Genomic DNA, 12767 nt, shown 5'->3' on the forward strand with positions numbered 1-12767 from the left:
AGGTGAGCTCCGGTGCTCAGGGACTTTCTCAGGGTGCTACAGAGCAGGCTTCTTCTATTGAAGAATTAAGTGCTACCATGAACGACATTTCCACCCAGATTAAGGGAACTGCGGAAATGGCGGTGAAGGCTTCCGGACTTTCTCAAAGAACAGAGGAGGCGGTAGGTCTCAGTAACCAAAAGATGGAAGAAATGTCCAAGGCAATGCAGGAAATCACCGAGAAGTCCAATGAAATCAGTAAGATTATCAAAACCATTGATGATATTGCCTTCCAGACCAATATCTTATCTTTGAATGCGGCTATTGAGGCGGCAAGAGCCGGTGCCGCAGGAAAGGGCTTCGCAGTGGTAGCGGATGAAGTAGGAAACCTGGCCCAGAAGTCTGCAAAGGCAGCCCAGAATACTTCCAGTCTGATTGAGGAAACCATCGAGGCGGTGGATAAGGGAGCTAAGATTACGGAAGAAACCGCAGAATCTCTGACAACCGTATCCAACCATGCGAAGGATATTAACGACATTATCACAAACATTTCCAGCGCATCGGAGGAGGAAGCTAGAGGTGTTTCTCAGCTGACTATGGGAATCGATCAGATTTCCTCTGTGGTACAGAGCAATACCGCAACGGCAGAGCAGTCTGCGGCAGCTTCCGAGGAGCTTTCCGGCCAGGCCAATATCATGAATGATCTGGTAAATCGTTTTCAACTGAAGAACGAGGATTAATTAAAAAGACAGCCTCTTAAGAAGCTGCAAAGCCCTGTTTTGGGGATAATGCAGAGTTCTAAGGGGCTGTTTTTATTGTAGGAAGAAGCTTAGTTCGCAGCGATAATTCGAAGTTATTTATAAAAAATAAGGAAAGTGCAAGGGAAAAGGGAATTTACCTTATAAAAAGGGCTAAGTCGGACGATGAATTAGAGAAGAAAACAGGAAGTAGTATTTTTCAAGGAGGAAAAACACAAAATGAAAAAAAGAAGCAATACCACTGGGACATCCTTTTGGAAAAAGATGAAGCTCAGTACAAGAATGTCTGTGGCAATAGGACTTCTTAGCATAATTTTAATGGCAGGCTTAAGTATTGCTATTATTTCCATGGGAAGAACCGCAATTTATGGTGCTTTACGGGGAAATATGGATGATAAAATTCGTTTAGGAATTGCGGATTTGGATAACGTGGTTACCCAGGCCGAGGTTACAGCGAATACTATTAAAGAAGGCTTAATCAGTATTTATGATCAAAATGATATGGCGGGAGGAGTTCCCTCCAATCTTTGGACCATTGAGGATGATCAGCACAATATTTTAGAGCCCACCAATATGGCAGGAACCATGTTCCGTTCCCGAATTGTGGATGCGGCGATTCCCGCCAGCCGCTATAATGCGGAGACCACCCTTTTGGACTCTATTTATTCTTCTTTAAGCAATAATGATACTTATGTAGGAATCGGTGTTTTTCTGGAGCCGAATGCTTTTTATCAGGGCATCGAAAACTATGCCCCCTACATGAGCAGAACCGATGCGGAGAAGAGAAAGCTGATGGTTTATCCCTACAGCATGTATTCCCAGAAGGACTACTACCTGAAGGCAAAGGAAAATAAGGGATTGAACCTGACCAATGCCTATGAAGATGAGAGTGCAACAGGGGGATGGATTGTATCCGTTATTGAGCCGATTATGTATAAGGATGAGTTTAAGGGAATCGTCATTATCGATATGGATATGAGTTCCTTTGAAATCATTGAACAGAAGGATGAGCGATTCGAGAGCTTATACAGTAATGTTTTTGATACCAACGGTCACATCATGTTCAGTATGAACGAAGAGGCCAAGGGAAAGCAGTTAAGCGATATTCTTCCTGCGGACAGCATGGAAAAGCTTCAATCCTATCTGGATCAGGGAGAACCTTTCAATACACACATTGAAAATGAAAAGGGAGATTTGGTGCAGTTTAATGCCCGCCCATTAAAGATAGAGGGCGTAACCTGGTGGGTAGCCATCGAGGTTTCCGAAAAGGAATATACTAAGGCAATCAGTAACATGATTATGTTGGCGGTTCCCCTTTCCGTTCTGGGAATTGCTCTCTTGGTAGGATTCAGCTATTTCTTCATCAAGAAGTCTTTGAATCCATTAAAGAAGATTGCCGATGTGGGAGAATCCGTGGCAGAAGGAGATTTCTCCAAGGAAATCAACTACCCTTACCAGGATGAAATCGGACAGATTGCCAAGAGTATGGAAAAGGTTGTGGAGAGAATCCGAAGCATTATTCAGGATTTGGCAGGAAAGCTGGAACAGATTGCCAAGGGAAATTTCTCCTTCGAGTTCTGGAATACCCAGCTTTACAACGGAGAATATGAGCCTCTGCTGAACAGCCTTTATGATATTTTAGATGACTTAAATGTCACCATGGGAGAGATTCAGAACAGCTCTCATATGGTAAACTCTTCCGCTATGCAGGTTAGCGGCTCCGCCCAGTCCCTGTCACAGGGAGCAACGGAACAGGCTTCTTCCATCGAAGAGCTCAGCGCAACCATGAATGATATCTCCGTAAAGATTAAGGAAACAGCGGAAATGTCCCAGCATGCTTCCGGACTTTCCAAGGAAACCGGCAGTGCGGTAGGAACCAGTAACCAGAAGATGAACGAGATGTCCAGAGCAATGCAAGACATCACCGAGAAGTCTCAGGAAATCAGCAAGATTATTAAGACCATTGACGATATTGCTTTCCAGACCAATATTCTTTCCCTGAATGCGGCTATTGAGGCGGCAAGAGCGGGAGCGGCAGGAAAGGGCTTTGCGGTTGTAGCGGATGAGGTAGGAAACCTTGCCCAGAAGTCTGCAAAGGCAGCCCAGAACACCTCCAGCTTAATCGAGGAAACTATTGAGGCGGTAAATAAGGGAGCAAGAATCACAGAGGAAACTGCAGAGTCTCTTTCGGTAGTATCCCAGAAAACCGAGAAGATTAACGGTATTATCACCTCCATTTCTTCCGCATCCGAGGAAGAGGCAGAGGGAATCAAGCAACTTACTACAGGTCTGGATCAGATTTCCTCCGTTGTGCAGAGCAATACCGCAACAGCAGAAGAATCCGCAGCAGCTTCTCAAGAGCTTTCCGGACAGGCAGACCGCTTGAACGAATTGCTTGAGAAGTTCCAGTTAAGAACCGAACCTTACAAGAGAGAATTGAACGGCTTTGCGGCAACAAAGAAGGAAGAGCCGACTCCTGTAGAGGAGGAAAATGTAGAGCTTGCTACTACTGAACTTCGGGCTAAGGCAGTTCCGTCAAATGTAAAGACAGAAGTGGCTCCGGCGGCAGAAAAAAGAGTAGCTGCTCCTGTAGTAGAGAAAGTAAAGAATACTTCTTTTGTGGAGAAAGCAAAAGCAACTCCGGTTGCAGCAGAATTAGAAAAGCCGGTAGCAAGAAAAGAAGAGAAGCCTGCTGAACCAAAGAATGAGAAGCCGGCACAAGAGAAGCCGGTGGAGGTGAAGGCAGAAAAAACGGTAGCTAAAACCGAAAAAAAGCCTGAAGCTAAAACAGAAGTAAAAGCTGTGGAAGCACATGAGCTGAAGGAGGAAGACGCTCCTGTTAAGAAGCCGGTAGAAAAGAAAAAGGCAAAAGCTGCAGCACCCGCTGTAGAAGAAGGACAGGTATTAGTGGATATCAGCGGCATGGACGGCATGGATTTATCCCAGATTCCCATTCCCGGAGATGCTCACTATGTACCACAGGACGGAGTAAAGAAGACTCCGGTACAGAAGCCGGAAAAGCTTTCCACCGAGGAGAAGGCGGAAAGAGAAGAGGCTTTAGCCAAGGATTTAGGAAAAATCAGAAAAACCGAGTATAAGAGAAGTATCTTGCCGGATGATGATAAGTATTAATTAGTCAGCATCTTAGAAAGAGGACCAAAGCCATTGTGTGCCGGTCCTCTTTTTCTCTGGTCTTAAGCTGTATCAGCGGCGTAGCTGGGTAATCTTTCTAAAGTGCCGGGAAGAATAGGCTTCAGTATTTATCACTTGTATAGCAGGAGTATTCGGAAGACCGTAGGAAAGGGGAAAGTAAAACTTAAAAATAAAGGAAAGCACCCATGTTTTTATATAAATTGCGCAAAAATCCCCCTTGGAATTTGTGCAATTTTTGTGTATACTGTTGCATATGGAGAAGAAAAGATTTGCTGACGGTGTTTTAACCACCCTCTGTTATGTAGAGAAAGAGGGCAAATGGTTAATGCTTCACCGGAATAAGAAAAAGGAAGATATTAATAAAGGAAAATGGATCGGTGTAGGAGGACATTTTGAAGCGGGAGAAAGCCCGGAGGATTGTCTTTACCGAGAAGTTTTCGAGGAGACGGGACTGCATGTCCTGAGCCATCAACTAAGGGGAATTGTAAGCTTTTTCTATGGAGAAGAAGATTGCAGCTATATGTTTTTATTTACGGCCGTGCTGGAAGAAGGTTCTTTAAAGGAATGTTCGGAAGGTGAACTGCAATATTTTTCCTATGAAGAGGTAAAAGCTTTACCCCTTTGGGAGGGAGACCGGATCTTTCTGGAATTGTTGGCAAAGGGAGAGGGATTTTTCTCTTTAACTTTACGATATGACCGGGAGGGGAAGTTGTTGGAAGCCATTTTGGATGGGAAAGAGAATTTGCTCTCATCCTAAATGCCGAAAATTTTCCCATTTATTAAAAAATTATAGTGCTATACAAAATGTATTATTGCTATTAATAACAATGCCGATATTTTTTTGTACAAAAATACGCATGGGCTATGGGAGAATGTAAGGGTTAAGGAAATGAAGAAAAGTATAATACAGATTTTAGAATTGCCGGTATTACTGACCATGGCACTGGGGCTTTTGGCCTGCGGTACCAAGGTAGTCAGTTCTACAGAAAGCCCCTTTAGCAAAGAAAGGGGCGGTTTTAGTGTGAAAGAAGAGCCCTTGGAAATCACGGTTTGGACCTATTTTTCCGGTATCCAACAGGAGGCCTTTCAGCGAACGATTAATCGCTTCAATGAAGGTCGAGGAAAGGATATCGGCGTAGAGGTGAAGGCCTATAACCCCGGTTCTACCTTGGATTTACAGAATAATTTACATGGGATAAACCAAAAGAAATTGGACCAGGGAGATTATCCGGATATTGTCAGCTTGCACACCGATACAGCGATGATTTTGGAAGAGGAAGGGGTTCTTACCGACCTGGATTCCTATTTCAGTAAAGAGGATTGGAGCGCTTTTGTGCCCAGCTTTATTGAGGAAGGACGGTTGGGAAGGAAATATGGAGGCGTTAAGATTTTACCTGTGGCAAAATCTACAGAGCTTTTGTTTATCAATAAAACTGACTGGGATAGCTTTGCGGAAGCTACCGGCACCACGCTTTCGGAATTAAGGACGAAGGAAGGATTGCTTCGGGTTGCGGAAAAATATTACCAATACACAGATGCTCTTACGGAAACGCCGGATGACGGCAAAGCGTTCTATGGCATTGATGATTATGCGAACTATATGCTGGTAGGGGCGAGAGAGCTGGGCGTGAATCTGATTTCTGTAGATGAGGAAGGAAATGCTAAGGTGCAATTCCCTAAAGAAGTGATGAAAACCTTATGGGATAATTTATATGTTCCTATTATAAAAGGCTATTTCACCTCCGAAGGGCGCTTTCGTTCCGATGATGTTAAGACAGGGGATATTTTAGCCTATACCGGTTCTTCTGCTTCCAGTGTTTACTTTCCGAAGGAAGTGATTATTTCGGACCGGGAACAACATGCCATCACCAATCTTGTTTTGCCGGCTCCTCACTTTGAAGGCGGGGAAGAGATTGCGATGCAGCAGGGAATCGGCATGGGTATTGTTCAGGGGAATAAGAAGAGAGTAGAAGCCTCCGTTCAATTTTTAAAGTGGCTGACCAGCTATGAGGAAAATGCCCAGTTCGCTCTTTCTGCGGAATATCTTCCGGTACGTGTGGACAGCTTTACCGTGGAAGCTATTGATAAGGAGAAGGGGAGCGGTATGGATCCTTCTTTGGAAAAGGCCTTGTCCACCATGTCTTCCAATACCTTGTACTTTACCCCTTCCATCATTAATCTGGCAGAAATACGAAAAGCTCTGGAATACGAGCTGCAGGATAAGGCCCTGTCGGATCGGTATAAGATTGAAACAGCTATGGCTTCCGGTGTGGCCAGAGAGGATGCTATTGCGGAGTATGATAATGATGAGAATTTTGAACAGTATTATGAGACTTTATTAGAGGAAATAAATTATTTGTTGTCAGATGATTAAGACTCTTTGCTAAGGCGGGGAGCGGAAGTTGCCAAAGGGTGAGTATGAAGAAACAACCGATTTTTACGAAAATATTGATTCCTTTGATGGGTTTGGTTATCTTAGAGATTTTAATTTTGATGGTTTCGATTTATGGTCAGGGCTTGTTTTCTCTGATTCATAAAAATTCCCAAGATATCATTGAAAGTCGTGTGGAAGCAAGACGAAATTATCTGGAAAGCCTGATGGTGAATCAGTGGATGAATGTCAGCCAAACCGTGCAAAAGATTAATCTTTTGGCAGATGGTCTGGTGGATGCGGGAAAGATGGATATCGAGGCTATTGATGATAGCTCTGAAAATGCCGCTCCATTCCTAAGTGCAGTCAGTATGGACTTAATCAGTATGATGCGTACCAATCACGTTACCGGCGTTTTCATGATATTAAATGCGGACAATCTGGAAGAAAGCATGAAGTCCAAGAAATATATGGATAAGCCGGGCCTGTATTTTCGAGATTTGGATCCGGAATCCAGAGCCAGTTCGGAAAACCTGGATTTACTGATTGAACGCTCGCCCCTTTTGGTGGTGAGAAATACCCAGATTGCCACCGATAAGACCTGGAATACCAGCTTTCAATTCGGTACGGCGGATGTGCCCTACTATGACTTTTTATATGAGCCGACCCAAGCGACCTTTTACAGTAAGCCAGAGATGACCTGGGAGGATATGGGCTTTTGGAGTAAGCCCTATACCTTATTCGGCGAAACCAGAGAAGCCATTGCCTATTCGGTTCCTTTGCGTCTTTCCGACGGACGGGTGTATGGCGTCTTAGGGGTAGATATTTTGGTGGATTATTTGAAGCAAAACCTGCCTTCCAGGGAGTTGGACAGCAGTGGAACGGCCTCTTATTTTCTCAGTATTCATAAGACGGGAAATTCTGAGGGAAGCAGTACAAGCTATCAGGATGTCATTCAGCTCAATTCGATAGAAGCTACGATAGGAGAAGACCGGGAAGGGAAAGTTGTTTCTGATAAGAAAAACTATTTTACCTTCAGTATGCCTTTACATCTTTTTTCCACAGTGGGACCCTTCACCGATGTGGAGTGGCAGTTGGGAGCAGCTATTCCCTATAAGACCATGAACCGCTTTGCGGACCGGATGACCTTCGTCATGTCCGTTACCATTATTTTGACTCTGGGCATCGGAATCGTGGGAAGCCTTGTGATTTCCCTGTTTTTGCAAAAGCCTATTCGTAAGCTGGCGTTGGCGATTCGCAGTAATAAGACGACGGATAAACTTCGTCTCAGAGAAACCGGCATTTTAGAGATTGATCAGATGTCGGAGGCCCTGGAGGATTTGTCCGATCGACTTTTACAGGAACAAAGGAATCTGCAATACGAAAGAGACCATGACTTCCTTACAGACCTTTATAACCGAAGAGCCTTCGGACGAAGAATCCGGGAGCTTTTAGAGAAAAAGGGCGGAGGAAATGCTATCGGTGCTTATATCATGATGGACCTGGATAATCTGAAAATTGTAAACGATACCTACGGCCATGAATATGGAGACAAATATATCCGCTGTGCTTCCGATGCCATGCGAGAAGGATTGGGGGATGAAGCCATTTATTCCCGTATTTCCGGAGACGAGTTCAATGCCTTTATCTTTGATGAAGAGGGAAATCGCAGTCGTATCAATGCCTTGATTGAAAGATTGCAGGAAACCATTGACAACAGCTTCATCATGCTTCCGGATGGAGAGAAGAAGCAGCTTCGTCTTTCCGGCGGTGTGAGCTGGTACCCCGAAGGAGGAACCAATCCGGATCAGCTCCAGAAAAATGCGGACTATGCCATGTATGTTGTTAAGAAGACTACCAAGAGCCAGATTCGTGTTTGGAGTGAAGCTACAGACTTAGGCAAGGAAAAAGACGAAGAGGAAAAGAAGGAGAAAAAGCCTGCATTTGAGAATCAGCACAAAGAGGCAAGTCCGGAGAATGAATAGAAAAAGTCAGAGTCGGAGTAAATGTAGAAAGCGGCCGGAGTAGGAGCCTAAAGCTTGACTTTTCCTTCATTAGGCAATAAACTGTCGGTTGAAAAGCGAAGATGGCGCCCAGTACAAAGGGAGAAAAGATAGCCTAGAGAGAGGGACCTTGGCTGAAAGTCCTTTCTATCTTCCCGATGGAATTTTCCCGCCGGAGCTGTTTTTGTGAAGGAGAGTAGCAAAAACCGTGGAATACGTTACATTCAAAATGAGGGTTCGGTTCTTGGTTTAGAAGAAAGAATCGAAAAACAGGGTGGTACCGCGAGCAATCGTCCCTGTCTGTTTGAGAACAGACAGGGGCTTTTTTATTAGTAGAAATAAGTAAAAATAAGTAAAAAAGAACAACTCTAAAAAGGTTCTCAAAAGAAAGCGGATTTCCTTTGTAAAAGGAAGTAAAACAAAGTTCAAAGTGGAAAGGGAAGAGTGTATGGATCATCAAGTATTGCAAGAGATTGTAAAACGGGCAGAGGAACAGATTGCAGGTTCCAAGGACTTAACAGCCTTAAATGACATCAGAGTACAGGTCTTAGGGAAGAAGGGAGAACTGACCGAGGCGAAGAAGCTTTTAAAGGATCTTAGTCCGGAGGAAAGACCAAAGTTCGGACAGCTGGTTAACGAAATGTTCCAAAAGGTGGAGCAGAGCATTAAGAGCCATGGAGAGGCCTTGGAAAGAAGTCTTCGGGAAGCAAAAATGCGGGAGGAGACCATTGACATTACCCTTCCTGCCAAGAAGATTCGTTATGGACATCCCCACCCCAATACTTTAGCTCTGGAAGAGGTAGAGAAAATCTTTATCGGCATGGGCTATGAAGTGGTAGAGGGACCTGAGGTGGAGTATGACAGCTACAACTTTGAGAAGCTGAATATTCCGAAAGGACATCCTGCAAGAGATGAACAGGATACCTTTTATATCAACTCCAACATTTTGCTCCGTACCCAGACCTCCTCCGTACAGGCAAGATATATGGAGACTCATAAGCCGCCTATTCGCATGATTTGTCCGGGAAGAGTTTTCCGTTCTGATGCGGTGGATGCTACCCACTCCCCCTCTTTCCACCAGATTGAGGGATTGGTGATTGATAAAAATATTCATTTTTCCGACTTAAAGGGAACTCTGGATTTGTTTGCCAAGGAGCTGTTCGGACAGGATACCAAGACCAAGCTTCGTCCCCACCACTTCCCCTTTACGGAGCCTTCCGCAGAGGTGGATGTGTCCTGCTTTAAATGTAAGGGAAAGGGCTGCCGTTTCTGTAAGGGAGAGGGCTGGATTGAGATTTTGGGCTGCGGTATGGTACATCCCAAGGTTTTGGAGAGCTGCGGTATCGATTCCAAGGAATACAGCGGTTTCGCCTTCGGTGTGGGCTTGGAGAGAATTGCCCTTTTGAAGTATGAAATCGATGATATGCGTCTTTTATATGAAAATGACCTGCGTTTTCTGGAGCAGTTTTAAGAGTTAGGGGGGAAATATGAATACATCCATGAATTGGCTGAGAGCCTATGTTCCGGGACTTTCCGTAAGCGGACAGGAATTCCGGGATGCCATGACATTGGCAGGAAATAAGGTAGAAACCATGGAGGATCTGGGGGAGAATCTGGAAAAGATTGTTACCGGAAAGATTCTTTCTTTGGAGAAGCATCCGGATGCGGACAAGCTCTCCATTTGCCAGGTAGATATCGGAAACGAGCAGATTCAGATTGTTACCGGTGCTCAGAACATGAAGCAGGGAGACGTGGTTCCCGTGGTTTTGGACGGGGGTAAGGTGAAAGTTGCCCATGACGGCAGTAAGCCCAAGGAAGGCGTGGAAATCCGTGCCGGAAAGCTAAGGGGCGTTCCCTCCAACGGCATGATGTGCTCCATTGAAGAGCTTGGAGGAGAGAAGAATCTGTTCCCGGAAGCACCGGAGAGCGGTTTATACATTTTCCCGGAAGGAACTCCGGTGGGAGTGGATGCGGCAGAACTTTTAGGCCTTCGGGATATTTTACATGAGTATGAAATTACCTCTAACCGTGTGGATTGCTTCTCTGTACTTGGTTTGGCAAGGGAAGCGGCGGCAACTTTTAAGCAGACGCTCCGGTATCCAAAGATTGAAAAGATTGGCAATCAGGAGGATATTTCTTCTTATCTTTCCGTGGAATTAAAGTCTCCGGAGCTTTGCAAACGTTATACCGCAAGACTGATTAAAAATGTGCATTTTGCTCCTTCCCCCCTTTGGATGCAGATCCGTCTTCGCACCGCAGGAATTCGTCCCATCAACAATTTCGTGGACATCACCAATTATGTGATGCTGGAGCTGGGACAGCCCATGCATGCCTTTGACTACGACACCATCAAGGGACATAAAATCATTGTGGAGAGAGCCAAGGAAGGGGAAAGCTTCACCACGCTGGACGGCGTAGAGCATGAGCTTAGCGACAGTATCCTCTGCATTAAGGACGGGGAAAGAAGCATTGCCTTGGGAGGAATCATGGGAGGAGAGAATTCTATGATTACCGATCAGGTGAAGAATGTAGTTTTGGAGGCGGCTTGCTTTGACGGTACCAATATTCGTCTTTCCGGAAGAAAGCTGGGACTTCGTACGGATGCTTCCGCTTACTTTGAAAAAGGCTTAGACCCAAACCTTTGCGAAATGGCTATGGATAGAGCCTGCACCTTGATTGAAGAGCTTGGAGCAGGAGAGGTAGTGGGAGGAATGTTGGACTGCTATCCTGTAAAGCGGGAGGATACCAAGCTTACAGTTTCCGTTTTTGACATCAACAATCTTTTAGGACTTTCTCTTTCCGGAGAGGAAATGAAGAAGATTTTGACAGCTTTGGAGATTTCCGTAGAGGTAAAGAACGGTGCAAATGGGGAGGAGCTATCCCTTGTTATCCCAAGCTTTAGACAGGACTTGGAGAGAATGGCGGATATTGCGGAGGAAGTTGCCCGTTTCTACGGCTATGACAAGATTCCCAGCACCCTGCCAAAGGCTACCACCGTTGGAGGTAAGGCCAAGGATTTACAGTTAAATCAGAAGCTTCGTCATTTGGCAGAGGCTTTGGGCTATTCCGAGAGCTATTTCTATTCCTTTGAGTCCAAGAAGGTGTATGAGAAGCTTTTATTTCCTAAGGATGCTATGGAATGGCAGCAGATTACCATTGCCAATCCCTTGGGAGAGGATTTCTCCGTAATGCGTACCAGCTCCGTACCGGGCATGTTACAGGCATTAAGCCTAAATGAGCATCACAAGAATAAGAATGCCAAGCTTTTTGAAATGGCTAAAATTTATATCCCCAAGGCTCTTCCCTTGACAGAGCTTCCGGAGGAGAGAATGACCTTAACCCTTGGATTTGCAGGAGAGGGAGACTTCTTTAGCTTAAAGGGAGAGGTGGAGGAACTGCTTCGTCAGTCCGGCTTACAGGGAAATTTCCACTATGATAGAGATTGCGAAAAGGCATTTTACCATCCGGGAAGAAAGGCGAATATTTCTTACGAAGGAAAGCTTTTAGGCTCCTTGGGAGAGATTCATCCGGAGGTATTGCAGAATTTTGATATGAAGGAAAAGGCTTATGTGGCCATTCTGGATTTAGAGGCTCTTTATCCTCTCTCCGGAGACTTTAGAAAGTATAAGCCGGTGGCAAAGTTCCCGGCGGTTACCCGTGACTTCTCTCTTTTAGTACCGGTAAATGTGATGGCCGGCGACTTGGAGGAGGCCATCCGAAAGGGAGCGGGAGAGCTTTTGGAGAAGATTGAACTCTTCGATATCTATGTGGGAGCACAGGTGCAGGAGGGTTACAAGTCCATGTCCTATAAGGTCAGCATCAGAGCCAAGGACCATACCCTTACCGAGCAGGAGATTGTAGGATGTACTAATAGTCTTTTGAAGGCTTTGGAGGAGAAGGGAGCAAGACTGAGGGATGCCTAAGTCATAGCCTCGTAGTTTTTTGAAATAGAATATAGTACGCAAAAAGCCGAGGGGGATTTCTCGGTAGACACGCTTTCGCTAACTTCGCTTACGTAGCGGTACTAAGCTCGAACTTCGTTTCACTCGTTCTTGCTAAGTACCGACGAGCTCAGATTGTCTACCTCAAAATCTCCCCTCGGCTTTTTGCTTGCCAAATCTATAGTAAAAAATCTATTGGAAAACTACTGCGTTATGCCTGGCGGCATTGACCTGGGGGATTTCTCGGTAGACACGCTTTCGCTAACTTCGCTTACGTAGCGGTACTAAGATCGAACTTCGCTTCGCTCGTTCTTGCCAAGCACCGACGAGCTCAGATTGTCTACCTCAAAATCTCCCCTCGGCTTTTTGCTTGCCGAATCTATGGTGAAAATCTATTGAAAAACTACTACGGTATGTCTTATAGCAGAAGTCCGAGGGGGATTTCTCGGTAGACACGCCTTCGCTAACTTCGCTTACGTAGCGGTACTAAGCTCGAACTTCGCTTTGCTCGTTCTTGCTAAGTACCGACGAGCTCAGATTGTCTACCTCAAAATCTCCCCTC

The 12767-nt window shown here is 45.2% G+C and carries 7 protein-coding genes and 1 other annotated feature; all 7 genes read left to right on the forward strand.

Going from position 1 to position 12767, the window contains the following annotated elements:
• Nucleotides 1–719: methyl-accepting chemotaxis protein (locus ACO4PX_RS00495; protein ID WP_485570869.1), on the forward strand; the 719-nt coding region annotated here is incomplete at its 5' end.
• 237 nt (nt 720–956) lie between these two features.
• Nucleotides 957–3869: a methyl-accepting chemotaxis protein gene (locus ACO4PX_RS00500; RefSeq protein ID WP_485570871.1), complete on the forward strand. Its 2913-nt coding sequence runs from the start codon at nt 957–959 to the stop codon at nt 3867–3869.
• Nucleotides 3870–4143: 274 nt separating this feature from the next.
• Nucleotides 4144–4647: an NUDIX hydrolase gene (locus tag ACO4PX_RS00505; RefSeq protein WP_455016937.1), complete on the forward strand. Its 504-nt coding sequence runs from the start codon at nt 4144–4146 to the stop codon at nt 4645–4647.
• 132 nt (nt 4648–4779) lie between these two features.
• Nucleotides 4780–6264 carry an extracellular solute-binding protein gene (locus ACO4PX_RS00510; protein WP_314833435.1) on the forward strand — a complete coding sequence of 495 codons (1485 nt, stop codon included), beginning with the start codon at nt 4780–4782 and terminating at the stop codon, nt 6262–6264.
• Nucleotides 6265–6308: 44 nt separating this feature from the next.
• A complete protein-coding gene (locus tag ACO4PX_RS00515; protein ID WP_472450190.1) occupies nt 6309–8246 on the forward strand; it encodes a sensor domain-containing diguanylate cyclase in 1938 nt (645 codons plus the stop codon).
• Nucleotides 8247–8335: 89 nt separating this feature from the next.
• Nucleotides 8336–8565: a binding site (T-box leader), on the forward strand.
• Between the two features lie 147 nt (nt 8566–8712).
• Nucleotides 8713–9735 (forward strand): phenylalanine--tRNA ligase subunit alpha, encoded by a 1023-nt coding sequence (gene pheS / locus ACO4PX_RS00520; protein WP_485570873.1) that lies wholly within the window; start codon nt 8713–8715, stop codon nt 9733–9735.
• 16 nt (nt 9736–9751) lie between these two features.
• Nucleotides 9752–12187, forward strand: coding sequence for a phenylalanine--tRNA ligase subunit beta (gene pheT, locus ACO4PX_RS00525; RefSeq protein WP_485570874.1), 2436 nt, complete (start codon nt 9752–9754; stop codon nt 12185–12187).
• The last annotated feature ends 580 nt before the right edge of the window (nt 12188–12767 follow it).

Source organism: Oribacterium sp., assembly GCF_057249185.1.

Coding starts and splice junctions, on each gene's coding strand:
- ACO4PX_RS00510 (WP_314833435.1), top strand. CDS start 4,780: ATGAAGAAAAGTATAATACAGATTTTAGAATTGCCGGTATTACTGACC.
- pheT (WP_485570874.1), top strand. CDS start 9,752: ATGAATACATCCATGAATTGGCTGAGAGCCTATGTTCCGGGACTTTCC.
- pheS (WP_485570873.1), top strand. CDS start 8,713: ATGGATCATCAAGTATTGCAAGAGATTGTAAAACGGGCAGAGGAACAG.
- ACO4PX_RS00515 (WP_472450190.1), top strand. CDS start 6,309: ATGAAGAAACAACCGATTTTTACGAAAATATTGATTCCTTTGATGGGT.
- ACO4PX_RS00500 (WP_485570871.1), top strand. CDS start 957: ATGAAAAAAAGAAGCAATACCACTGGGACATCCTTTTGGAAAAAGATG.
- ACO4PX_RS00505 (WP_455016937.1), top strand. CDS start 4,144: ATGGAGAAGAAAAGATTTGCTGACGGTGTTTTAACCACCCTCTGTTAT.